General features: G+C 71.7%; 23 protein-coding genes. 12 read left to right on the top strand and 11 right to left on the bottom strand.

Going from position 1 to position 23570, the window contains the following annotated elements; genetic code table 11:
* Positions 1 to 7 precede the first annotated feature (7 nt).
* Both HOO61_RS22230 and HOO61_RS22225 read right to left on the bottom strand, forming a co-directional pair.
* Entirely contained in the window at positions 8 to 820 is an 813-nt protein-coding gene (locus tag HOO61_RS22230; RefSeq protein ID WP_172261970.1) for a DeoR/GlpR family DNA-binding transcription regulator, read from the bottom strand.
* Positions 820 to 2844, bottom strand: a complete 2025-nt coding sequence (locus HOO61_RS22225; RefSeq protein ID WP_172261968.1) for a beta-galactosidase — start codon at positions 2842 to 2844, stop codon at positions 820 to 822. Before HOO61_RS22225 ends, HOO61_RS22230 begins: the two co-directional genes overlap by 1 nt.
* A 185-nt stretch (positions 2845 to 3029) precedes the next feature.
* Between HOO61_RS22225 and HOO61_RS22220 the strand changes: the two genes are divergently transcribed.
* From HOO61_RS22220 to HOO61_RS22210, 3 genes are read left to right on the top strand one after another with little or no spacing between them, the layout of a single operon-like run.
* The gene (locus HOO61_RS22220; protein WP_216659176.1) at positions 3030 to 4361 is read left to right on the top strand and encodes an ABC transporter substrate-binding protein; all 1332 of its coding nucleotides are present in this window, start codon (positions 3030 to 3032) and stop codon (positions 4359 to 4361) included.
* Positions 4362 to 4364: 3 nt separating this feature from the next.
* On the top strand, positions 4365 to 5312 hold the full coding sequence (locus HOO61_RS22215; RefSeq protein WP_172261966.1) for a carbohydrate ABC transporter permease: 948 nt from the start codon (positions 4365 to 4367) through the stop codon (positions 5310 to 5312).
* Positions 5309 to 6235, top strand: a complete 927-nt coding sequence (locus tag HOO61_RS22210) for a carbohydrate ABC transporter permease (protein ID WP_172261964.1) — start codon at positions 5309 to 5311, stop codon at positions 6233 to 6235. The genes HOO61_RS22215 and HOO61_RS22210 overlap by 4 nt, the downstream gene beginning before the upstream one ends.
* On the opposite strand, the gene HOO61_RS22205 is transcribed toward HOO61_RS22210, so the two are convergent.
* Positions 6210 to 7214, bottom strand: coding sequence for a YihY/virulence factor BrkB family protein (locus tag HOO61_RS22205; RefSeq protein WP_172261962.1), 1005 nt, complete (start codon positions 7212 to 7214; stop codon positions 6210 to 6212). The genes HOO61_RS22210 and HOO61_RS22205 overlap by 26 nt on opposite strands.
* A 41-nt stretch (positions 7215 to 7255) precedes the next feature.
* Here HOO61_RS22205 and HOO61_RS22200 point away from each other — a divergent pair, with 41 nt between their 5' ends.
* Both HOO61_RS22200 and HOO61_RS22195 read left to right on the top strand, forming a co-directional pair.
* Positions 7256 to 9211 (top strand): thioredoxin domain-containing protein, encoded by a 1956-nt coding sequence (locus HOO61_RS22200; protein WP_172261960.1) that lies wholly within the window; start codon positions 7256 to 7258, stop codon positions 9209 to 9211.
* Positions 9212 to 9278: 67 nt separating this feature from the next.
* Positions 9279 to 10214, top strand: a complete 936-nt coding sequence (locus HOO61_RS22195) for a DUF1353 domain-containing protein (protein ID WP_172261958.1) — start codon at positions 9279 to 9281, stop codon at positions 10212 to 10214.
* On the opposite strand, the gene HOO61_RS22190 is transcribed toward HOO61_RS22195, so the two are convergent.
* Positions 10201 to 10581, bottom strand: a complete 381-nt coding sequence (locus HOO61_RS22190) for a hypothetical protein (RefSeq protein ID WP_172261956.1) — start codon at positions 10579 to 10581, stop codon at positions 10201 to 10203. The two genes, HOO61_RS22195 and HOO61_RS22190, sit on opposite strands and share 14 nt — an antisense overlap.
* A 99-nt stretch (positions 10582 to 10680) precedes the next feature.
* On the bottom strand, positions 10681 to 11406 hold the full coding sequence (locus tag HOO61_RS22185; RefSeq protein WP_172261954.1) for a hemolysin III family protein: 726 nt from the start codon (positions 11404 to 11406) through the stop codon (positions 10681 to 10683).
* Between the two features lie 103 nt (positions 11407 to 11509).
* Here HOO61_RS22185 and HOO61_RS22180 point away from each other — a divergent pair, with 103 nt between their 5' ends.
* From HOO61_RS22180 to HOO61_RS22170, 3 genes are all read left to right on the top strand, one after another.
* Entirely contained in the window at positions 11510 to 12289 is a 780-nt protein-coding gene (locus tag HOO61_RS22180) for an isoprenyl transferase (protein ID WP_367650279.1), read from the top strand.
* Between the two features lie 218 nt (positions 12290 to 12507).
* On the top strand, positions 12508 to 13833 hold the full coding sequence (locus HOO61_RS22175) for a PhoH family protein (protein WP_172261950.1): 1326 nt from the start codon (positions 12508 to 12510) through the stop codon (positions 13831 to 13833).
* Between the two features lie 381 nt (positions 13834 to 14214).
* Positions 14215 to 14910: a lytic transglycosylase domain-containing protein gene (locus tag HOO61_RS22170; protein ID WP_172261948.1), complete on the top strand. Its 696-nt coding sequence runs from the start codon at positions 14215 to 14217 to the stop codon at positions 14908 to 14910.
* 12 nt (positions 14911 to 14922) lie between these two features.
* Here HOO61_RS22170 and HOO61_RS22165 read toward each other — a convergent pair whose 3' ends face one another.
* The 5 genes from HOO61_RS22165 to HOO61_RS22145 all read right to left on the bottom strand — a co-directional run bounded on the left by HOO61_RS22165 (position 14923) and on the right by HOO61_RS22145 (position 18798).
* Complete coding sequence (locus tag HOO61_RS22165) at positions 14923 to 15576, bottom strand: DUF4396 domain-containing protein (RefSeq protein ID WP_253942656.1); 654 nt, start codon at positions 15574 to 15576, stop codon at positions 14923 to 14925.
* Positions 15577 to 15608: 32 nt separating this feature from the next.
* Entirely contained in the window at positions 15609 to 16208 is a 600-nt protein-coding gene (locus HOO61_RS22160; RefSeq protein WP_172261946.1) for a GNAT family N-acetyltransferase, read from the bottom strand.
* 46 nt (positions 16209 to 16254) lie between these two features.
* Entirely contained in the window at positions 16255 to 16959 is a 705-nt protein-coding gene (locus HOO61_RS22155; RefSeq protein WP_172261944.1) for a class I SAM-dependent methyltransferase, read from the bottom strand.
* A complete protein-coding gene (locus tag HOO61_RS22150; RefSeq protein WP_367650278.1) occupies positions 16956 to 18341 on the bottom strand; it encodes a class II fumarate hydratase in 1386 nt (461 codons plus the stop codon). The genes HOO61_RS22155 and HOO61_RS22150 overlap by 4 nt, the downstream gene beginning before the upstream one ends.
* A 139-nt stretch (positions 18342 to 18480) precedes the next feature.
* The gene (locus tag HOO61_RS22145; RefSeq protein ID WP_172261942.1) at positions 18481 to 18798 is read right to left on the bottom strand and encodes a hypothetical protein; all 318 of its coding nucleotides are present in this window, start codon (positions 18796 to 18798) and stop codon (positions 18481 to 18483) included.
* 171 nt (positions 18799 to 18969) lie between these two features.
* Between HOO61_RS22145 and HOO61_RS22140 the strand changes: the two genes are divergently transcribed.
* From HOO61_RS22140 to HOO61_RS22130, 3 genes are read left to right on the top strand one after another with little or no spacing between them, the layout of a single operon-like run.
* On the top strand, positions 18970 to 19383 hold the full coding sequence (locus HOO61_RS22140; RefSeq protein WP_172261940.1) for a metalloregulator ArsR/SmtB family transcription factor: 414 nt from the start codon (positions 18970 to 18972) through the stop codon (positions 19381 to 19383).
* Positions 19380 to 19922 carry an SRPBCC family protein gene (locus HOO61_RS22135; RefSeq protein WP_172261938.1) on the top strand — a complete coding sequence of 181 codons (543 nt, stop codon included), beginning with the start codon at positions 19380 to 19382 and terminating at the stop codon, positions 19920 to 19922. The genes HOO61_RS22140 and HOO61_RS22135 overlap by 4 nt, the downstream gene beginning before the upstream one ends.
* Positions 19923 to 19935: 13 nt before the next feature.
* Positions 19936 to 21825 (top strand): penicillin-binding transpeptidase domain-containing protein, encoded by a 1890-nt coding sequence (locus HOO61_RS22130; protein WP_172261936.1) that lies wholly within the window; start codon positions 19936 to 19938, stop codon positions 21823 to 21825.
* A gap of 13 nt (positions 21826 to 21838) precedes the next feature.
* On the opposite strand, the gene HOO61_RS22125 is transcribed toward HOO61_RS22130, so the two are convergent.
* Positions 21839 to 22537 carry a spermidine synthase gene (locus HOO61_RS22125; RefSeq protein ID WP_172261934.1) on the bottom strand — a complete coding sequence of 233 codons (699 nt, stop codon included), beginning with the start codon at positions 22535 to 22537 and terminating at the stop codon, positions 21839 to 21841.
* 152 nt (positions 22538 to 22689) lie between these two features.
* On the opposite strand from HOO61_RS22125, the gene HOO61_RS22120 reads away from it, so the two are divergent.
* Positions 22690 to 23559 carry a MerR family transcriptional regulator gene (locus HOO61_RS22120; RefSeq protein ID WP_172261932.1) on the top strand — a complete coding sequence of 290 codons (870 nt, stop codon included), beginning with the start codon at positions 22690 to 22692 and terminating at the stop codon, positions 23557 to 23559.
* Positions 23560 to 23570 lie beyond the last annotated feature (11 nt).

Here is a 23570-nt window from a genome sequence, read left to right as displayed (position 1 = left end):
GGGGTGCTCATGCGTCGCCTGCCATCTCGAGGTCGTCGTCGCCGTCGACCGGGTCCACCACGACCAGCTCGCCGACGTGGTCGGCGAGGGCACCGCTCGCCTGGGCGGAGAGCCCCGAGTCGGTCACCAGCACCGCGGCCTCCGACAGCCCGGCCATGCTGCTGAGGCCCACCACGCCCCACTTGCTGGAGTCGGCGCACACGATGAGGCGGCGCGATCGCTCGATCATCGCGCGGTTGGTCTCCGACTCCAGCAGGTTGGGGGTGCTGAAGCCGGCCCTCACGTCCATGCCGTGGACGCCCATGAAGAAGGCGTCGACATGGAGGCTGCGCAGCGACGACACCGCGACCGGGCCCACCAGCGCGTCGGAGGGCGTACGGAGACCGCCGGTGAGGAGCACCGAGGTGGTGGCGTCGCCGGTGCGGTGCAGCACGTCGGCGACCCACACCGAGTTGGTGACGACGGTGAGGTTGGGGATCCGGGCGATGTGCTCGGTGAGGGCGTGGGTGGTGGTGCCGGCCGACACCGCGATGGCCATCCCGGTGTGCACGAGGTCGGCGGCGGCGGCGGCGATCGCCTCCTTCTCCCGCCGGCGCTGCACCGACTTGGCGGCGAAGCCGGGCTCGGACGCCGACGGCTCGGCCACCGCGAGCGCCCCGCCGTGGACCTTCTCGAGCAGGCCGTCGCGGTGCAGGGCCACGAGGTCGCGCCGAACGGTCATGTCGGAGACGCCGAGCAGCTCGACGAGGTCGGTCACGCGCACGGTCCCGTCGCGGCTCAGCTCGGCGAGGATGCGTCCCCGGCGCTGCGCGGCGAGCATCAGGCGCCCGCCGTCGCGGGTCGGTCGGACTCTCTCACCACCGCCACCCCGCCGGGTGGCACCTGCAGGTCCCCGGCGACGTCGCGACCGGTGACCAGCTCCACCCCGTGCACCGCGACCGGGGCGGGCACTTCCCCGTGGTTGATCACGAAGAGCCAGCTCGCGTCCTCGCCCACGCGCCGCGTGACCTCGACGAGGTCGGAGGCGCCGGGCAGCGTCTCGATGGCGGTCTCGGTGAGGATCCGCTCGACCAGCCCGTCGGTCCCTCCGGCGTCGAGGCGCGTCGCGACGTACCACGCCGTGCCTTCCCCGACCGACCGGCGCGTGACGGCGGGAAGTCCCGCTGCGGCCCCGTCGACGTACGTCGCCACTGCCTCGGCGCCGGCGAGCTCGAGGTCCTCGGCCCAGGTGTCGGCGGTGACCGGTCCGCTGCCGAGCCCGTCCACCCGCACCGACTCGCCGGTCAGCAGCGGGAGGAACTCGGTCGTACGGACGCCGAGCAGGTCGCGGAACGCCCCGGGGTAGCCGCCGAGACGGACGTGGTCGTTCTCGTCGACGATGCCGCTGAAGTAGGTGATCACCACCGTCGCCCCGCCCTCCGCGGCCGCGGTGAGGGCAGCGACGGTGGCGTCGTCGACGAGGTAGAGGGTGGGCACCACCACGAGCCGGTACGACGACAGGTCCGTGGACGGGTGGACCACGTCGACCCCCACGCCGCGGGCCGACAGCGCCCGGTGCAGGTCCTCGGCACGGTCGCGGTAGCGGACGTCGATGCTCGGGTGGGAGTCGAGCTCGCAGCCCCACCAGGCCTCGTAGTCGAAGAGGATGGCCGCGTCGTTGCGCGCGGTGCTGCCCGCGGCCTCCTCGGCGGCGTCGAGCACCCGCGACAGCTCGACCACCTCGCGCCACTGGCGGGTGTCGGTGCCGGCGTGGGGGAGGAGCCCGGAGTGGAACTTCTCCGCGCCCGCACGCGAGGCGCGCCACTGGAAGAACAGCACTGCGTCGGCGCCGTGGGCGACGTGCGACAGGCTGTTGCGGATCATCTCGCCGGGACGTTTCGCCCGGTTGCGCGGCTGCCAGTTGACCGCGCTCGTGGAGTGCTCCATCAGCAGCCACGGGCGACCGTCCGCCGTGCCACGGGTGAGGTCGGCGCTGAACGCGAGCTCGCGGTGCCCGCCGTCCTCCGCCCCGATCAGGTAGTGGTCGTTGGACACCACGTCGAGCTCACGGCCCCAGCGCAGGTAGTCCATCTCCGGTGTCTGGCGCATCACCATGAAGTTCGTCGTCACCGGCACGCCGGGCGACAGCCGGTGCAGGACGTCACGCTCGACCACGAAGTTGTCGAGCAGCTGGTCGGAGGAGAAGCGCGCGAAGTCGAGCTGCTGGGTGGGGTTGGCGTGGGTGGGCGCCACGCGCGGGGGCAGCACCTGCTCGAAGTCGTCGTAGCGCTGGGACCAGAACGCGGTGCCCCACGCGTCGTTGAGGCGGGCCACGTCGTCGTCGTACCGGCTGCGCAGCCAGGCGCGGAACGCCGCCGCACTGGTGTCGCAGTAGCAGCGGGCGTTGTGGCAGCCCAGCTCGTTGGACACGTGCCACAGGGCGAGCGCGGGGTGGTCGTGGTAGCGCTCGGCCATGCGGGTGCACAGCTCGAGGGCGTGCTCGCGGTAGACCGGCGAGCTGGGGCAGAACGACTGCCGCCCGCCGGGCCACAGCGTGCGCCCGTCCTGGGTCACCGGCAGCATCTCGGGGTGGCGGTGGGTCAGCCACGGCGGAGGGGACGCGGTCGCGGTGGCCAGGTCGACCTTGATGCCGGATTCATGGAGGTCATCCATCTGCTCGTCGAGCCACCCGAACTCCCACGCCCCGGGCCGCGGCTGCAGCCACGCCCAGGAGAAGACGGCGAGGGTGACGAGGTCGACCCCGGCCTCGTGCATCAGCTCGCGGTCCTCGCGGTGGGCCGCGGCCGGCCACTGCTCCGGGTTGTAGTCGCCGCCGAAGGCCAGCGCGGGCAGAGAGGTCGGCATGCGGCCCACTGTGTCCGCGCTCACAGGTGAAAGTCAACGCTTCAACGAGGATTTCAGTTCGGAAATGTTTGATCTGGTGTGAAATGACCGCCCCAAAGGGTTGACGAGGCTGTGGTGCCCGTCACATGCTGTGCATCCCTGTTCGGTTTGCCCCAGGCTCCCCAAGCCTTACCCAGGAGGCCGTCGTGTCACTGTCCCGTTCCAGCGCCATCCCCCGCTCGGCGCTCACCACCATGGCCGCCTCTCGCCGCACCGTCCTGCGCGGACTGGCGCTCAGCGGCCTCGCCGTCGGCGGGGCGAACCTGCTCGCCGCGTGTGGCGGTGACGACTCCGGCGGTCCGGCCTCCGGCGAGGGGGCGACCGTGAAGTTCGGCATCAACGAGGCGGAGGGGTCGGGGGCGGCGTACGACCGCCTCAAGGCGATCGCCGACGCCTACGCCGAGGAGAGCGGCACCGAGGTGTCGCTCAACGCGGTCGACCACAACACGTTCCAGGAGAGCATCAACACCTACCTCCAGGGCACGCCCGACGACGTGTTCACCTGGTTCGCGGGCTTCCGGATGGCGCAGTTCGCGGAGAACGGCCTGATCACCGACCTGAGCGACCAGTGGCCCATCGACGGCCTCGGCGACTCGTTCAAGGAGGCGGCGACCGCCCCCGACGGCAAGCAGTACTTCGTGCCGATCAGCTACTACCCGTGGGCGGTCTTCTACCGCAAGTCGGTCTTCGAGAAGAACGGCTGGGCGCCGCCGGAGACCAACGACGACTTCATGGCCCTCATGGACGACATGCAGGGCAAGGGCATCACGCCCTTCGCCTTCGGCGACAAGGACGGATGGCCCGCGATGGGCACCTTCGACATCCTCAACATGCGGCTCAACGGCTTCGACTTCCACATGAGCCTGATGGCCGGCGACGAGGCGTGGGACGGCGACGAGGTCAAGCTCGTCTTCGACACGTGGCGCCAGCTGCTGCCGTACCACCAGGCCGATCCGCTGGGCCGCACGTGGCAGGAGGCGGCAACTGCCATGAACAAGGGCGAGTGCGGCATGTACCTCCTCGGCACCTTCGTCGTGGACGCCCTCGGCGAGAGCGGCGAGGACCTCGACTTCTTCACCTTCCCGCAGCTCGATTCCTCCATCCCCGCCGACTCGCTGGACGCCCCCATCGACGGCTTCTGCGTCGCCGCCGCCGGTCAGAACCAGGACGCCGGCAAGGCGATGGCCAAGTGGCTCGGCAGCGCTGCCGCCGCCGACGCGGGCAACAACGCCGCTGAGGCGCCGTTCATCGCCGCCAACGAGGGCGCCAGCACGTCGACCTACAGCGACCTGCAGAAGAAGTCGGTCGAGGTGGTGAGTGCGGCAGCCAACATCGCCCAGTTCATGGACCGCGACACCAACGCCGACTTCGCCAACACGGTGATGATCCCGTCGATCCAGGAGTTCCTGAAGAACCCCGACGACATCGACGGGGTCACGGCCAGCATCCAGGAGCAGGCCGCCTCCATCTTCGGCTGAGCCATGGCACACATCGACGAGGCGCCGCGGCCCGCCGGGACGGCCGAGCGGGCCGTGGCACCTGCCCAGGGCCGGGAGAAGAAGCTGTCCGGGCGCGACCGGCTCGTGGTCATCACGATGGTCACGATCCCGCTGTTCCTCGTGGTCTGGCTGGTCTGGTTGCCGGCGCTGGGGTCGGTCGCGCTGTCCTTCGGCAAGTGGAACGGCTTCGGCGACCTCGACACCATCGAGTGGGTCGGCTTCCAGAACTACGAGGACATCGTCACGATCTACCCGCCGTTCTGGCCGGCGATCCAGCACAACCTGATCTGGCTGGGCTTCCTGTTCGTCTTCCCGACGGTCCTGGGCATCCTGCTCGCGGTCGTCCTCGACCGGGAGATGCGCGGCAGCCGCCTCTACCAGACCGCCTTCTACATGCCGGTGGTGCTGTCACTGGCGCTCATCGGCTTCATCTGGCAGCTCTTCTACTCCCGCGACCAGGGACTCATCAACGACGTCTTCGGCACGCAGGTCGACTGGTACGGCGACCCCGACATCAACCTCTGGGCCGTCCTGGTGGCCACCGCCTGGCGTCACACCGGTTACATCATGCTCATCTACCTGGCGGGCCTGAAGGGCGTCGACGCCAGCCTCCGCGAGGCGGCTGCGGTCGACGGCGCGGGCGAGGTGAAGACCTTCTTCCACATCATCTTCCCGGTGATGCGGCCGATCAACATGGTCGTGATCGTCATCGTGGTCATCGAGTCGCTGCGCGCCTTCGACCTCGTCTGGGTGATCAACAAGGGCCGCAACGGCCTGGAGGTCATCGGCGCCCTCGTGGCGCAGAACGTCATCGGAGAGGCGACGAGGTACGGCTTCGGATCCGCGCTCGCGGTCATCATGATGCTCATCTCGTCGGTCTTCATCACCATCTACCTGCGGATGGTCTTCCGTGAGGAGCGCAGAGGATGAGCACCCAGGCGCCGGCCGCGACCACGCCCGCGACGAAGGCGGTCCCCCCGCCCCGTGCCGAGGGAGGCGTGCTGAGCCGTCGTCGCGGGATCGTCGCGACGGTCATCATGGCCCTCCTCGCCCTCGCCTGGCTCTTCCCGCTGGTGTGGGCGCTGATCAACTCCTTCCGCGACTACGACTACACGCAGGCCAACGGCTACCTGTCCTTCGGCGGCTGGACCACGGCCAACTACGAGGAGGCCTGGACGCGCGGCAACTTCGGGCTGCACATGAGGAACTCGTTCCTCGTCACCGTCCCGGCCGTGGTGCTCACCCTCTGGCTGTCCTCGATGGTGGCGTTCGTCCTCGCCCGGTTCAGCTACCGCTTCAACCTCACCATGCTCGGCATCTTCCTCGCCGCCAACCTGCTGCCGCCGCAGGCCCTGCTGATCCCGGTGTTCCGCATGTTCCGGGAGATCCCGCTGCCGCTGTTCATGAGCGACTCCGGTTCGATGCTCAACAGCTTCTGGGCGCTCATCCTGGTCAACACGGCGTTCCAGATGGGCTTCTGCACCTTCGTGCTGAGCAACTACATGAAGACGTTGCCCTACGAGATCTACGAGTCGGCCGAGCTCGACGGTGCCAGCGTGTGGCGCCAGTACTGGCAGCTCACCATGCCGCTCGTGCGCCCCGCGCTGGCCGCCCTCGCGACGCTGCAGGTCACCTGGATCTACAACGAGTTCTTCTGGGCGACGGTGCTGATCCAGCAGGGCAACAAGCTGCCGGTGACCTCGGCGCTCAACAACCTGCGGGGTCAGTTCTTCACCGACACCAACCTCGTCGCGGCGGGTTCCATCATCGTGGCCCTGCCGGTGCTCGTGGTGTTCTTCGCGCTGCAGAAGCAGTTCGTCGCCGGTCTCACCCTGGGGTCGACGAAGGGCTGACCTGGTCGCCGACGGTGCGCGCGTGCGGGCGGCCGGGGTCTTCGTACGACGGCGCGACCTCGCCCGCCCGGAGCGCCTCGAGCTGGGCGCACACGGCCGTGCCGTAGAAGAAGGCGATCGACGACAGGAGCGCCCAGAGCAGCAGCGCGAAGATGCCGGCCAGGGGACCGTAGACGGTGCCGAACGACCCGCTGAGCGAGACGTACGCCGCCAACCCGGCCGTGGCCGTCGCGCTGAGGACCACGGCGATACCCGATCCGAGGGCGAGCCAGGACAGGGCGGGCTGCCGGCGCCGGGGTGCGTGGTCGAGCAGCACCGCGATCGCGAAGACCAGCAGCGCGATGCCGACCGGCCAGCGCAGGCCGTTCCACCAGTCGACCGCCGTGTCGGACCAGCCGTAGTTCTCCGCCATCGCGTCGCCGAGGGCGCCACCGCCGACGAGCATCACGAACCCGACGGCGACCGGGCCGGCGAGGACGATGGTGAGGACCGCCGCCCGGCCGTACTTGTGGAGTGCCTTGCGGTCGCGTCGGATGCCGTAGATGCGGTTGGCGCCGCGCTCGACCTGGGCCATCGCCGTGGTCATCGACAGGAGCGCGAAGCCGAGGCCCAGGACCAGCGCGATCTCGCCGGCGGCCTCGGAGGCGTCCGACTCGTCGACGGCCGAGCTGAGGGCGTCGCTGTCGCCGGAGCCGGGGGAGAGCGAGTCGACGACGTGGGCCACGACCGCGGCCGGTCGCTCCTGGTCGATGTCGGAGGCGAGTCCGGTCAGGGCGAGGAGGAAGGGGACGACGGCGAGGCACGCCTGCAGCGCGAGGGCGCGCGAGTTGGTGAACCCGTCGCCGTAGCGGAACCGCACGAACGACTCGACCACGATCTTGCGCAGGCCGTGCTCGCGCGCCAGGTGCCAGGCGTCGAGCGCGTCCAGCTCGTCACCGTCCATCTCGGTGGTGACGGGAACGGTCCGCGCGGTGGTCATGGCCGCACCCTAGGCGGGAGCCGGAAGCCTAGGCTGACGAGGTGCCCAACCGCCTCGCGAGTGCCACCTCGCCCTACCTGCTCCAGCACGCCGACAACCCCGTCGACTGGTGGGAGTGGGGGCCCGAGGCCTTCGAGGAGGCGCGCCGCCGCGGAGTGCCGGTCCTGCTCTCCGTGGGCTACGCCGCGTGCCACTGGTGCCACGTCATGGCGCACGAGTCCTTCGAGGACGAGACGACCGCCGCCTACCTCGACGACCACTTCGTCAGCATCAAGGTCGACCGCGAGGAGCGTCCGGACGTCGACGCGATCTACATGCAGGCGACGGTCGCCATGACGGGCCACGGCGGCTGGCCGATGACGGTCGTGCTCGACCACGACGCCAACCCGTGGTTCGCCGGGACCTACTTCCCCGACACCCCCCGCCACGGCCAGGCATCCTTCCGCCAGGTGCTCGAGGCGCTCACCCAGGCGTGGCGCGAGCGGCCCGACGGCGTACGACAGCAGGCGGCGCAGCTGCGCGAGCACCTGCAGGCGCCGGCGGTGCTGCCGTCGTCCCCGATCGGTCCGGACGACCTCGATGCCGCCGTCGCGACGCTCGGCGCCGAGTTCGACCCGGTGGCCGGCGGCTTCGGGGGCGCGCCCAAGTTCCCGCCCTCGATGGTGCTGGAGTTCCTGCTGCGCCACGGCAGCGAGGACGCGTTGCGGATGGTCGACCACACGCTCGACAACATGATCCGCGGCGGGATCCACGACCAGCTCGGCGGCGGGTTCGCGCGCTACAGCGTCGACGGCGGCTGGGTGGTGCCGCACTTCGAGAAGATGCTCTACGACAACGCGCTGCTCATGCGCGTGTGCGCCGACCGGCGGACGGCGCCGGCCATGTGGGCCGGCGAGCAGACAGCCGAGTTCCTGCTGCGGGAGCTGCGGACCGCCGAGGGTGGGTTCGCCTCGGCCCTCGATGCCGACTCGGAGGGCGAAGAGGGACGCTTCTACGCCTGGACCCCGGCGCAGCTCGTCGAGGCGCTGGGCGAGGTGGACGGGGTCTGGGCGGCCGAGCTCTTCTCGGTGACGCCCGAGGGGACCTTCGAGAACGGGGCCTCCGTGCTCCAGCTGCGCCGCGACGCCGACGACGAGGACCGCTGGCTCGACGTCCGGGCGCGGCTGATGGAGGCGAGGTCGGCCCGAGTGCGCCCGGGCCGCGACGACAAGGTGGTCGCTGCCTGGAACGGCCTCGCCATCAGCGGGCTGGTCCGCCTCGGGCTGTGGCTGGAGGAGCCGGCGTACGTCGACGCAGCCACTGCGGCAGCGGAGCTGCTCCTCGACGTGCACCTGGTGGACGGGCGGTTGCGACGTGTGTCCCGCGACGGAGCCGTCGGCGCCCCCGCCGGCGTCCTGGAGGACCACGGGTGTGTCGCGTCGGGCTGGCTCGACCTCTTCGAGGCCACCGGGGACGTGCGCTGGCTGCGCGCGGCCACCGACCTCGTCGACACGGCGCTGGAACGGTTCGCCGCCGGCGACGGCGGGTTCCACGACACCGCCGACGACGCCGAGGCGCTCGTGGCGCGGCCGCGCGACGCCTCCGACAACGCCTCACCCAGCGGCCTCTCCTCGCTGGTCCACGCGCTCGTCACCGCCGCCGCCATCACCGGTGAGCCTCGCTACCGTCAGACGGCCGACGACGCACTGGCGTCGGTGCACGACCTGGCGACCCGAGCCCCACGTTTCGCCGGGTGGTCGCTGGCCGCTGCGGTGGCGCTGCGCGACGGCCCGGCCGAGGTCGCGATCGTCGGTCCGCCCGGAGCCCGGCGCGAGTCCCTCGCCCACAAGGCCCGCCACCACCCGACGGCCGTCGTGGTGGTCTCCGACGCGGCGCGCGACGACGTGCCACTCCTGGTCGGCCGGCACCCGGTCGACGGGAAGCCAGCGGCGTACGTCTGCCACCACCACGTGTGCGCGGCGCCTGTCACCGAGCCGCACGACCTGGTCCTGCCGTAGTCCGCCCGCAACCGGCGCACCCGCGCTGCTTCTGGAGGCTGTCGGTCGGCCGCGCCAGACTGGGTGCATGCAGGCTCGGGAACGCGTGGGATCGATGGCCAAGCAGGTGTCGGTGGAGCCGCGCCGGTTCTACGACGGCGGCACCCTGCCGACCGACGCGGGCCCGGGCGACCCGCCCGACCCGGGCGCCGACCCCCGCATCGTGCTCGAGCGGCACGCCGAGGAGGGCGTGGAGACGTTCACGCTCGAACGACGGCTGGCCTACCGCGACCGCCACCTCGGCGAGCTGCTCGTCCCGTCGCGCGCCGACTTCCGCACCGACCTGACCTCGGTTCCGGCGCTCTTCACGTGGCTGGTGCCCAAGACCGGCGCACACCTCCCGGCCGCGCTCCTCCACGACGCGCTCGTGGCCGGTCCCGACAACGAGACGTCCTACGTCTCGACCGAGGGGCACGAGGTCGACCGGGTCGAGGCCGACCGGGTCTTCCGCGACGCGATGGCCGACACCGGCACGGGAGTCATCCGGCGGTGGATCGTCTGGTCGGCCGTGACGGTGGCGACGGTCTTCGTCGGCCGGTCCGTCCCGTGGTCGAGGGCGAAGCACTGGTCCTACCGGGTGGCGGCGGGCGTCACGATAGCCGCGATCGTCTACCTCGGCTGGAGCGCGACCAGCGACCTCTTCGACCGCTCGTGGGTCGGTGCCGTCGACGTGCCCTGGATGGGTGAGCGAGCGTGGTGGGCCGAGCTCGCGGGCGGGTTCGCGGGGGCGGTCGTGCTCCCGCTGGCACTCAGCCTGCTGTGGGGACGGCTGCGGATGGCCGGGGCGATCGCCGGGGTGATGCTGGCGGTGCTCCTGCACGTCACCGTCGGGCTGGCCGTCATCGCCGCGACCTACCTCGCGCTCGAGCGGCTGGCGCGTCGCGCGTCGCTGGCCGCGTGGGTGCTGGCGGTCGTCGTCGTGGTGGCGTCCCTGGTGGTGTTCGCGGTGCTCAGCCTCGGCTGACGCCGATCTCCGCGAGCCAGCGCGCGGCGAACGTGTCGCGCGGCAGGTCCTGGGTGACGAGCTCGAGGCCCGCCTGCGCGGCGAGGACCACCAGCCCGAGGGCGGCGGCGGTCACCACCATGCCGTGCACGTTGCGCGGGAACCTGCTGGGCACAGTCCGCACCCGCTGCCACCCGCCGACGAGGCCCGAGGTGACGATCGCAGACACGACGCTCGCGAAGGCTGCGCCCAGCACGGTGCCGAGCAGGTCGAGGCGACTGATGAGGATCGCCGACGTCGCCGCGGCGGTGGCGCCGGCGACGAGCTGGGGGAGGCTCAGGTCGAGGAAGGGCTGGCGGTCGGGCTTGTCGGTGGGGGAGTCAGTCATCTCTCGGCGGGGGTGGGGGACAGGGCTTCCCCTGTACGACGACCGGGCGCCGCCGATCGTTGCCCGACGTGAGCAGCCTCACCGCAGCGGGAGGGAGGCTCAGCGCAGGGAGTACGTCGCCAGCGAGACGCCGACGTAGTGGGCGGCGAAGGCCAGGATCGTGAACGAGTGGAACACCTCGTGGAACCCGAACCACCGGGGCGAGGGGTTGGGACGCTTGAGGCCGTAGACCACACCGCCGAGCGTGTAGAGCACACCTCCGACCGCCACGAGCACGAGCGTGGCGGCTGCGATGCCGCTGCTGAACCGGTCGGCGCCCTCCATGAACTGCGGGATGAAGAAGACCGCTGCCCAGCCGAGGGCGATGTACATCGGCGTGTAGAGCCAGCGCGGCGCGTCGGTCCAGAAGACGCGGAACACCACGCCGGCGATCGCCGCGCCCCACACGACGGCGAGCAACGTCGTACGGGCGGTGCCGTCGAGGAAGAGCAGCGCGTAGGGCGTGTAGGTGCCGGCGATCAGCACGAAGATGTTGGCGTGGTCGAAGCGCCGCAGGAACGCCCAGGTGCGCGGCGACCAGGTGCCGCGGTGGTAGATCGCCGAGACGGTGAAGACCAGCAACGCCGACAACGCGAAGGCGGCCGACCCGATGCGGGTGGACGCGGTCGGCGAGAGCGCCACCAGCACGATCCCGGCGGCGAGGGCGATGGGCGCGGTGGCCGCGTGCAGCCAGCCACGGAGGTGCGGCTTGATCTCGGCCATCTTGTCGGCCATCACCTCGCTCGCGCGCTCGACGGCGTGCTCGACTCGGTCGCGAGGGGTCATGCCTGGATCTCCATGCCAAAGAAAATACCCGGACAGGTGTGAAGTGCGCAGTCGACTGCACCGAGTGACCGGTCACACGGCGTTGCGGCGTTACGATCGGTGGGTGGTCAACGTGAAGGACGCCGTACGACGGGTGCTCTACCCGGCCTACGAGTCCCGGGTGGTGAAGTTCCTGCCCCACGACCAGATCCCGAAGCACGTGGGCGTGATGCTCGACGGCAACCGCCGCTGGGCCAAGGCGGTCGGGCTCAACACGGCCGAGGGCTACCAAGCCGGTGCCGACAACATCCGGCCGCTGCTGGGCTGGTGCGAGGAGGTCGGCGTCGAGGTGGTCACCCTGTGGCTGCTCTCCAGCGACAACCTCACCAACCGCCCGCCCGAGCAGCTCACCGGGCTGCTGAAGATCATCGAGGGCGCGGTCGAGTCCCTCGCCGAGGCCCGTCGCTGGCGGATCCACCCCGTCGGCGCGCTCGACCTGCTGCCGACCGAGACGGCGGAGCGGCTCAAGGCGGCGGAGGAGGCCACTCGCGACATCGACGGCCTGCTCGTCAACGTCGCCGTCGGCTACGGCGGTCGCCGCGAGATCGCCGACGCCGTACGCGCCCTGCTCGCCGACCACGCCACCAAGGGCACCTCCCTGGAGGAGCTCGCCGACATCATCGACGTCGAGCACATCGCCGAGCACCTCTACACCAAGGGCCAGCCCGACCCGGACCTGGTGATCCGCACGTCGGGCGAGCAGCGCCTCGGTGGCTTCCTGCTGTGGCAGTCGGCCAACTCGGAGTTCTACTTCTGCGAGGCCCTGTGGCCCGACTTCCGCCGCGTCGACTTCCTGCGCGCGATCCGGGCGTATGCCGAGCGCGAGCGCCGCTTCGGCGGCTGACCCGCCGTCCCCAGACGTCATCTTGCGGTCACCTCGCGTTCGGGCGTGTCGCCCCGGATCGGGGTGCCACCGGGCGTACTTTCGCCGGTATCGGCAGGTGGGGAAGCTTGCTGAACCGGGAGGAAACCTTGGGCACTCAGATGGGAGCTCTCCGGTCCGTTGAATGACATCGGGCCGGGCGAGGAGTGCGCGCGCCGACCCGCAGCAAGGGGTTAGTCGTGGCCAGCAGCAAGACCTCACCCAGCAGCACCCGTCGCACGTACGTCCTCGACACCAGCGTCCTCCTCGCCGACCCGGCCGCGATCAAGCGGTTCGCCGAGCACGAGGTCGTCCTGCCGGTGGTGGTGATCACCGAGCTCGAGGGCAAGCGCAACCACCCGGAGCTCGGCTTCTTCGCCCGCTCCGCCCTGCGAGCCCTCGACGAGCTGCGCATCGTCCACGGGCGTCTCGACCAGCCGGTGGGGGTCGGCGCGGAGGGTGGCACGCTCCGCGTCGAGCTCAACCACACCGACCCCGAGTCGCTGCCGTCGGGCTTCCGCCTCGGCGACAACGACACCCGCATCCTCGCCGTCGCGCGCAACCTCGCCAACGAGGGGCACCGCGTCACCCTGGTCAGCAAGGACCTGCCGCTGCGGATCAAGGCCTCGGCGGTCGGGCTGGACGCGGAGGAGTACCGCGCCGAGGCGATCAGCAGCTCCGACACCGGCTACACCGGCATGGCCGAGCTCGAGGTGGCCGCCAGCGACCTCGACGAGCTCTACGAGGACGGCGTGATCGACCTCGCCGAGGCTCGCGACCTGCCGTGCCACAACGGCCTCGTGATGCTGTCCGAGCGGGGCACGGCGCTGGGCCGCGTGGGCGCGGACAAGCGCGTGCACCTCGTGCGCGGCGACCGCGACGCCTTCGGCATCCACGGCCGCTCGGCCGAGCAGCGGGTGGCGCTCGAGATGCTGCTCGACCCCGAGGTCGGCATCGTGTCCCTCGGTGGCCGCGCCGGCACCGGCAAGTCGGCGATGGCCCTCTGCGCCGGCCTCGAGGCCGTCATGGAGCGTCGCCAGCACAAGAAGGTCGTGGTCTTCCGGCCGCTCTTCGCCGTCGGCGGCCAGGAGCTCGGCTACCTGCCCGGCTCGGAGAACGAGAAGATGTCGCCCTGGGCCCAGGCCGTCTTCGACACCCTCGGCGCCCTGGTCTCGCGCGACGTCGTCGACGAGGTCATGGACCGCGGGATGCTCGAGGTGCTGCCGCTGACCCACATCCGCGGCCGCTCCCTGCACGACGCGTTCGTCATCGTCGACGAGGCCCAGTCCCTCGAGCGCAACGTGCTGCTGACCGTCCTCTCGCGCATCGGCGCCAACTCCAAGGTCGTGCTCACCCACGACGTCGCCCAGCGCGACAACCTCCGTGTCGGGCGACACGACGGCATCGTCGCGGTGGTGGAGAAGCTCAAGGGCCACCCGCTCTTCGCCCACGTCACCCTCACCCGCTCGGAGCGCTCGCCCATCGCCGCGCTCGTGACCGAGATGCTGGAGGACGTCACCCTCTGACCCCTCGGCGCGTACGTCGAGGCAGCGCGACCTGACGCTGTAACGCCGGGTTAGTGCAACTACCCACCCAGATGCATCACGGGGGGTACAGCCATCAACCCGGCGTTACAGCGGTCACGTCGGCGCGACGGGTGGGAGTCGTGTGACCTCGTGTGACCGGAGTGACGCAAGAGGCATGGGCAATTGTGCGGTTCGGTTTGCACGTGGTTGAAGCCTCATGCAAGGTGGCTCGTGACCGTTTCGTGACCTCGGTCGTCGGCAGGACGCCGGGAGCCCCGCACCACCGCCCCGTCCCGCCGCACCGTGTCCTCGTGGTCGAACCGCGCCTGTCGTACATGGACCCGGCGTGACGCCCCCTGTCGTCAACCCCCGTGAGCCCCTGTGTCGAAGCAAGACAAGTACGCCCCCAAGCACCGCGCGCCCGGCAAGCACAAGGCCGTGCGCGCGCCACGTCGTGCCCTGCGCACCGGCGTCGCCCTGACCGGCCTGGCCGCCGCCGTCACCGGCGTGAGCGTCACCAGCGGCCTCGCCTCGGTCGACCCCGACGTGCTGTCCCCGGCCGCCGCGGACGTGGCGACCACGTCCGCGAGTGCGTCCGCGAGTGCGTCCCCGAGCACGTCCCCGAGCGCATCGCCCGAGGCCACCGCGGACGCGGCCGCCGACGAGCGACGCGACTCGCGCCAGGTCGCCTCGCGCTCGGCCCGACGGACCGACAAGGCGAAGGCCACCGCGCTCGAGATGGCCGGCGGCTCGGCCGTGACGCGGTCGGAGAAGCTCTCCGAGGGCGACCCGCGCGACATCGCCCGCGCGCTGCTGCCGGCGTACGGCTTCTCCTCCGACCAGTTCTCCTGCCTCGACTCGCTCTACGTCAGCGAGTCGGACTGGCGCGTCGACGCCGACAACCCGACGTCGTCGGCGTACGGCATCCCGCAGGCCCTGACGCAGCTGCACGAGCTGCCCGCCGACTACATGACCTCCGCCGAGTCGCAGATCCGCTGGGGACTGGAGTACATCCAGGACACCTACGGCACCCCGTGCAGCGCGTGGAGCTTCAAGCAGGGCAACGGCTGGTACTGAGTCCCTCTCGGGTCACCGAGTCGCGGCAGCGTGGCTGGTCTCGGGCGGTGCCTCGAGCTCGTCGGCGATCGAGACGACGAGGCCGCCGAGCATGAAGGCGACGATGGCCGCGACGAGGGTCGACGTGGCGAGGTCGGGGATGAAGCGCCGCGCGCCCTCGGGCTCGGCGCCGTGGAACTCGTGGGTCAGCGCGTGGCCCTTGCCGCGCGCGAGGAGGTAACGGTTGACGGGCCAGGCCGCGAAGAACGCCACCGTCAGCGCGAGCATCATCGAGAGCCAGAAGACCGGGTTGACCAGCCCCGCCTCCATGGCTCCGGGGATCGCTGCCATGACGAGGTTGTCGACCAGCTCCATGGTCGCGATCGACAGGGTGTCGGCCGCGAGGACGACGCTCAACGCAGCGCCGAGCCCGAGGCCGGCGCGCAGCAGCGGCAGCGTCGACAGGGCGTAGCCGAAGAGGAACGCCAAGCCGACGGCGATCGCGATCGTGGCGAGGTTTCCCAGGCCGAGGGCGGTGCCGATCATCAGGCCGAGGATCTCGCCGATGGCACAGCCGGTGAGACAGTGGAGGGTGGCGGAGATCGCCATCGCGTTGGTGCTGCCCATGTCGTGGTGCTCGCCGTGGGCCACCTGGTGCTCGGTGTGGTGCGTGGTCTGGTGTTCCATGTCTGGGAACATACCCCTGGGGGGTATGTAGGTCAATGGGCGTCGATGGTTTTCCGCATGACGCAGTTCTTCAGCCCCTTCGGCCGCACGTAGGTGAAGCCGAGGCGCTCGTAGAGGCGGCGCGTGCCGTTGTAGAGGAACGACGAGGACATCTTCTTCGTCTGGTGGGTCAGGTCGTGGGGGTAGCCCTCGACCACGCCGCCACCGGCCTCGGCGATGAGGTCGAGGGCACCGCGGATCGCGACCTCGACGAGGCCCTGCCGGCGGTGGCGGCGGTCGACGAAGACGCAGGTGATCCGGTAGTCGGGGTCGGCGTCCTTCTCGGCGTCGTACTGCTTGCGGTGGTGGATGCTCGGCAGCTCGGCCGGGGTCCCGTACTCCGCCCAGGCGATGGCCTCGTCGCCGTCCATCACCAGCGCCGCGTGGGCCAGGCCCTGCTCGACGAAGGACCGCTTCAGGGCGCGGTTGGCCTCCTTGCCCTGGCCGCGCTCGGGGCCGTCGGGGTGGAACGCGATGCAGTAGCAGCCGCCGAAGATCCCGTTGTGCCGGATGACGAGGTCGTCGAAGGCCGGCCAGGTCTCGGGCGTGAGGGGCTTGATCTCGTACGTCGCCTCGCTGTCGGTCGCGGTCATGCCCCGAGGCTAGGACGCACTTCGGACGATCGGCAGCCCCTGCTCGTCAGCGTGCCTCGAAGACCGTCACGTGGCCGGCGCAGGTTCGCGAGCCCTCGAAGACGGGCAGCACGAGCCCCTCGTCGGAGGAGTCGAGATAGGCCTGCGCCTCGGCGTGGTCGGCGAACACGGCGCGGGTCTCGAGGTCCTGGCGGCGTACGTCGCTGAAGCGCCGCCGCAGCGTGAACTCGCCGTTCTCGCTCGAGAAGCTCGTCACCATCGGGCGGCCGCCGGCCTCGCGACGCAGGTCCGCGAGGCTGTCGTCGCCGTTGGTGACCGCGACGAACGTGCCGCCCGGACGCAGCACGCGGCGGACCTCGGCGAGGGCCCGGTCGATGTCGCGCACGTGGTAGAGCATCCAGCCGGCGTAGACGACGTCGAAGCTGTCGTCCTCGAAGGGGAGGTAGCAGATGTCGGCCTGGCGGGCGTCGACGCCGCGGGCGGCCGTCAGCTCGACGAAGCGCTCGGAGAAGTCGACCGCGACCAGCGTGACGCCGGGCAGTGCGTTGATCCGTCCCGCCATGGCGCCGGTGCCGCAGCCCACCTCGAGGACCCGCGAGTCACCGGTCATGGCGCGGTCGATGGCCTTGAACGCCTCGTCAGCGGGGTCGCGGCCGTCGTCGGTCGGGTGCCACACCGAGCGACGGGTCTCGAGGCGGTCCTCGGTCTCGTACTGGGCGCGCACGTGCTCAGGGCTGGTGATGTCGCTCATGCCCGACCCGTCATCGAATCGACGTCGAGGGCCGCGTCGAGCTGCTCCTCGGTCAGGTCGCCGCGCTCGACGTAGCCCATCGCGATCACCGTCTCCCGGATCGTCGCGCCGTCGGCGAGCGCCTTCTTGGCGACCTTGGCCGCCTCCTCGTAGCCGATGTGGGCATTGAGAGGGGTGACCACCGACGGGGAGGACTCGGCGTAGTGGCGCATGCGGTCGGCGTCCGCGGTGATCCCGTCGACGCACCGCTCGGCGAGCAGCACCGACGAGGTGGAGAGGACGTGGATCGACTCGAGCAGCGCGTGCGCCATCACGGGCATCTGCACGTTGAGCTCGAAGCTGCCGGACGCGCCGGCCCACGCGATCGTGGCGTCGTTGCCGACGACACGGGCGCAGACCATCAGCGTCGCCTCGGGCAGCACCGGGTTGACCTTGCCCGGCATGATGCTCGACCCGGGCTGCAGGTCGGGGAGGTGGATCTCGGCGAGCCCGGTCGTGGGCCCGGACGACATCCAGCGCAGGTCGTTGCAGATCTTGGTCAGTCCCACCGCGATCGTGCGCAGCACGCCGGACAGCTCGACCAGCGAGTCGCGGGTGCCCTGGGCCTCGAAGTGGTCGCCCGCCTCGGTGAAGGGCTGTCCGGTCCGGTCGGCGAGCGCGGCGATCGCGCGCTCGGCGAAGGCGGCCGGGGTGTTGATGCCGGTACCGACGGCCGTGCCGCCGAGCGGCAGCTCGCGCACCCGCGGGAGCACCGCCTCGAGCCGCTCCGTGCCGAGCCGCAGCGTGGCGGCGTAGGCCCCCATCTCCTGCCCGAGCGTGACGGGCGTGGCGTCCATCAGGTGGGTGCGGCCGGACTTCACCGTGTCGGCGAACTCCTCGGCCTTGGCCTCGAACGACGAGGCGAGCCGGTCGAGCGCGGGCAGCAGGTCGTCGACGACCGCGAGGGTGGCGGCGACGTGGATGCTGGTGGGGAACGTGTCGTTGCTGCTCTGCGAGGCGTTGACGTGGTCGTTGGGATGGACCTCGACGTCGGCCCGGGCGGCCAGGGTCGCGATGACCTCGTTGGCGTTCATGTTGGAGCTCGTCCCCGACCCGGTCTGGAAGACGTCGATCGGGAACTCCCCGTCGTGCGTCCCCTCGGCGATGGCGTCGGCCGCGGCGACGATCGCCTGCGCCTGCTCGTGGCGTACGACGCCCAGCGCGGCGTTGGCGGTCGCGGCGGCCGCCTTGACGTGGGCCAGGGCCTGGACGTGCCGGGGCTGGAGGGTGAGCCCGCTGATCGGGAAGTTCTCGATCGCGCGCTGCGTCTGTGCCCGCCAGAGGGCGTCGCGAGGCACCTGGACCTCGCCCATGGAGTCGTGCTCGGTGCGTGTCTCGGTCACGGCTCGACCGTACCCACTCCGGGGGCGAGTACGCCTCGCGGGCGCCGCCGGTCGTGGCCGGGCACGGAAACGCCCCGCCGACACCGGGGATGGTCGGCGGGGCGCCTTCAGAGGAGGCCGTCGGGTCGGGCGTCGAGCATCAGCACCAGGGGTAGATGAACAGGCTGTCGTCGCCCGCCCGGTGGTCGGCCAGGACGACCGAGAGGGGGAGCGGGTCCGGGAGGGAGGCGACGTCGGTGCCGGCCCGGGGGGCCACGCCGACCGAGACGGCCGTGGCGATCGGGAGGCCGTCCTTGGCCACGGACGAGAGGAGCCCGGCCGACTTGAGCGTGCTGATGCCAGCGCGCATGCAGTCGGTGTCGGGCTTGGCCTGGGCCGCAGTGGGCGCGAGGACGACGGTCGCCACGCCGAGGGAGAGGGCGGCGAGGCCGGAGGCGGTGCGGGAGGTGCGCGTCATGTCGGTGCTCCTTGTGGGGGGATCAAGGTCGAGGCTCCACGGAATCACGGCGACGGGGCGGCTGTCGAGTGTTTGTCCACTGTTTGTCCGAGGTTTGTCCAGAGTCGCGCGGGATGGGCGTCTCGTTCGGCCACCCTTGACAATTGGTAACGAATGGGTTACCAATAGCCCGTGGATCCGTTTGCCGCCCTCGCTGACCCGGTGCGCCGCGACCTCGTCGTACGGCTGGCGCGGGGGGCGGCCCGCGTGGTCGACCTGACGGCCGACCACCCGATCAGCCGGCCGGCGATCAGCCGTCACCTGAAGGTGCTCGCCGAGGCGGGTCTCGTCGAGGCCGAGGACCGCGGGCGCGAGCGGCACTACCGGCTCCGGCGCGACGGGCTGGCCGTCCTCACCGATTGGCTGGCCGTGGTCGAGGGTGCGGGCGCGCCACGGCCGAGGTTCGCGGAGTCGGCCTTCGACGGTCTCGAGCTCGAGGTGCGCCGCACGGTGCGCGAGCGCCGGGCCGCCGCCGACCCCGTCGTCGGTGCCGCCGCGGACCACGTGGCGCACCACCCATCCCCACCGCAGGAGGACACCGCATGAGCACCACCTCGATGAACGGCCGGCGCGAGGAGCGCGACGGCAGCACCCTGCTCGTGATCGAGCGCGAGCTCCGGGCGCCGCTCGACGACGTCTGGGCGGCCTGCACCGACCCCTCGCGCATGGAGCGCTGGATCGGCACGTGGAGCGGCGACCCCGCGACCGGGTCGGTGACCTTCCGGATGACAGCGGAGGGTGACGACGCCCCCGCCGAGGAGATGGACGTGCTGGCGTGCGAGCCGCCGCGACGCTTCGTCGTCCGCGGTCGCGAGCCGCAGCCCTTCAGCGAGGACGGCTCGGGGGAGCAGGCGGTGTGGCACATGGAGCTCGAGCTCGAGGAGACTGATGGCGTCACGTCGCTGCGGTTCGTCCAGGTGCTCGCGCCGGGTGCCACGGGTGTCGAGATGGCTGCGAGCGTCGGCCCCGGCTGGGAGTACTACCTCGACCGCCTCGCTGCCGTGCTCGCGGGCGCGGACGTGGACGGCGTCGACTGGGAGGCCTACGCCGGCGGGTCCTCCCACTACCGCGAGCGGTTCGCCTGAGACCATCGGGGGCATGCGATCTCTCCGTCTCGGGGTCGCCGCTCTGCTCGTGGGGGTGAGCTCGGCCTGCTCCGTGCTCGGTGGTGACGACGCCGCCCCGCCGTCCGGAGTGGCCGACGACCTCGCCGCCGCCCTGTCGGAGCACTCGCTCGGCGACGTCCCGTTGACCGACGGGGCCGACCGTGCCGCGTTCGCCGACCTCGTGTCCCCGCTCGAGGACGTGCCGGTCGCCGTCGAGGTCGCCTCGGTCGACGAGGTCGAGGCCACCAGCGACGACCCCGGCTCGGCGACGGCGGTACTGGCCTGGCGGTGGGACCTGACCGACGCTCCGTGGGAGTACGACACCACGGTGGCCCTGGTGCCGACCGGCACCGGCTGGCGGGTCGACTGGGCGCCCGACGCGCTGGTCCCCGACCTCGCCGAGGGTGACTCCCTCGGCCTGCGCACGCTCGACCCGGTGCGCGGCGACATCACCGGGGCCGGGGGCGCGGTCCTCGTGACCGAGCGACCGGTGCTGCGCTACGGGCTGGACAAGACCAAGGTCGACGGCCCGCAGGTCACCCGCAGCGCCCGCCGGATCGCCCGGGTCCTCGACGTCGACGTGGCGTCGTACGTCGAGCGCGCGGAGGCGATGGGCGCAGAGGCCTTCGTCGAGGCCCTCGTCCTGCGCGAGGACGACGCCCTCGAGGTGCTGCCGGCCTTCGCGGAGGTCCGGGGTGCGCTCGCCGTGCGGGACACCCTGCCGCTCGCCCCGACGCGCGAGTTCGCCGCGGCCCTGCTCGGACGCGTCGGCCCGGCCACCGCCGAGGTCGTCGAGGCCTCGGAGGGCCGCATCGTCGCCGGTGACGAGGTCGGGCTGTCGGGCCTCCAGCAGCGCTACGACGAGCAGCTGCGGGGACAGCCCGGGACCGCCGTCGTCGCCCGGGGCGCCGACGACCAGCTGCGCACCCTCGCCCAGGTCCCCGCCACCGACGGTGCCGACCTCGCCACCACCCTCGATCCCGCGCTGCAGCAGAAGGCCGAGGACGTGCTCGCCGGCCTCGGCGACGGCGCCCCGGCGGCAGCGCTCGTGGCCATCCGTCCCTCCGACGGCGCGGTCCTGGCGAGCGCCAACGGCGCCGGCGCCGCGGGTGCGGACCTCGCGATGACCGGGCAGTACGCCCCCGGCTCGACCTTCAAGGTCGTCACGTCGCTCGCCCTGCTGCGCAGCGGGATGGGCGTCGACGACGTCGTGTCGTGCCCTGCCACCACGGTCGTGGACGGGCGGTCGTTCAAGAACTACGACGACTACCCGGCCTCCTCGCTCGGCGACGTCACCCTCACCCAGGCCATCGCCCAGTCGTGCAACACCGCCCTCATCGGCAACGCCGACCGCCTCGCGGAGGGCGAGCTCACCGCCGCCGCGCAGGCCCTCGGGCTCGGCACCGACCACGACCTCGGCTTCCCGGTCTACTTCGGGCAGGTGCCGCCGCCGGAGACCGAGACGGGCGCCGCCGCCGACATGATCGGCCAGGGCACCGTGCTGGCCAGCCCGTTCGCCATGGCCACGGTCGCCGCGTCCGTCCGGGCCGGTCGGGCCGTGCTGCCCGTGCTGCTCCCGGACCACCGGGTCGAGCAGGTGCCGCCGCAGGCGCCGCTGACCGGACCCGAGTCGGGCACGTTGCGCGGCCTGATGCGGGCCGTGGTGACCACGGGCTCGGGCCGTTTCCTCCAGGACGTCCCGGGCGAGGTCGGCGCCAAGACCGGCACCGCGGAGCACGGCCAGCCCGACGCGTCCGGGTCGCTCCCGACGCACGCGTGGATGATCGCGACCCGGGGCGACCTCGCGGTCGCCGTCTTCGTCGAGACCGGCGTCTCCGGGTCGCAGACCGCCGGCCCGGTGCTCGAGGCCTTCCTGCGTTGAGGTCCGGCGGGCCTCAGCGACGGGCCAGGTAGAGGTAGTACTGCTCCGGGCGGTCCTGCAGCAGCACGTCGTGGGCCTGCTCCTCCGCGGCACCGAACACCGCCTCGAGCGAGGCGAGCAGCTCCGGCGCGGCGCTGGCCGACCAGACCACCAGCACGCCCCCGGGGCCCAGCACGTCGCGGCAGCGCCGGAGGAACTCCTCGGCGTACACCGCCTCGTTGCGCTCGTGCACCAGGTAGCCCGGGCCGTTGTCCACGTCGAGGAGCACCAGGTCGTACGTCGACCGCGCCTCGGCGATCGCCATCGCGATGTCGGCGTTGACGAGGCTCGCGCGGGTGTCGGCGAGCACGCCGGGCCCGTGCGGCACCGTGCCGTCGCGCATCCACCGGATCAGCGCCTCCTCGATCTCCACCACGACCGCCCGCTCGACACGGGGGTCGGCCAGGACCCGCTGGAGCGTGAAGCCGAGCCCGAGCCCGCCGACGAGCACCGCTGACGGCTCCTCGACGAGGTCGAGCGCCTGCGCGGCGAGCTCGATCTCGCTCGTCGTCTCGAGGGTGTCCATCACGAACACCCCGTTGACGCGGAGCTCGAGCACGTCGGCGCCGTTCCCGGACGTACGCCGTCGCAGCACCACCTCGCCGCGGGGGCTCTCCGCGCGGGCGACCTCCACGCTGGTCCCGGCGTCGTACGGGGTCTCGGGGCTCACCATGGCGCCATCCTGCCAAGTCCCGCGCCGGCCCCGACGGCGGCCCGGGCACGGGAGGCCGGGGGGCGCTCGGCAGGGTTCGTCCAGGTCGCCGCGCAGCAGAACGTGTCCCGAAATGGCTGCCCAGACGCCTGTCGCCCGTCTACCGTGAAGGTGTGTACACAGTGAGCCGCACCGCCGAGCTCACCGGCGTGCCCTCGGGGACGCTCCGCAAGTGGGAGCAGCGCTACGGCGTGGTCGTGCCGCAGCGCTCGCCCGGCAACTACCGGCTCTACGACGACGAGGCGGTGCGCCGGCTCAGCGTGATGCGCAGCCTGGTCGAGGCCGGCTGGACGGCGCAGGAGGCGGCCCGCCACGTGACCGAGGACGTCGCGGCCGCGGAGGCCGAGGTCGAGCGACCCGAGGAGCCGGCCTACGAGGCTCGCTTCGAGACCCTCGTCTCGTGCGCGCAGGACTTCGACGTCCCCCAGCTCGAGCGGCTGCTCGCCGAGGGGTTCGCCGACATCGACGTCGTGTCGGTGGTCGACGACTGGCTGCTTCCATCGATGGTCCACCTCGGCAAGGCGTGGCAGCGCGGGCTCGTCTCGGTGGCCGGTGAGCACTTCGTGACCGGCGCCGTGCACCGCAGGCTCGCCCTCACCTTCCAGTCCCTGCCGCCCGCCCCGAGCGGGGGGCCGCGCGTCGTCGTCGGGCTCGCACGCGGCTCCCGCCACGAGATCGGCGTGCTGGCGTTCGCGCTGGTGCTGAGGTCGCGCGGTGTCGCGGTGACCTACCTCGGCGGAGACCTGCCGCTGGAGGCCTGGGTGGGCGCCGTCCGGCTCATCCAGCCGCAGGCGGTGGTGCTCGCCGCCCCGACGATCGAGGACCTCCCGGCGGTGCGAGAGGTGAGCAACGCGCTCCTGCCGATGACCGAGGTGCTGCTCGGCGGCGCCCACCAGGACCGCGTCGAGGGCCCGGTGCACCTCGGCCACCACGCGGGTGCGGCCGCGGCCGCCCTGGCCACCCGCCTCGGCGCCGTCAGCTGACCGCGCCAGAG

This window comes from Nocardioides sp. zg-1230 (assembly GCF_013155335.1).
GTDB lineage: Bacteria > Actinomycetota > Actinomycetes > Propionibacteriales > Nocardioidaceae > Nocardioides.
The sequence above is the reverse complement of the archived record's forward strand: the minus strand, read 5'-3'. Positions and strand labels throughout refer to the sequence as shown.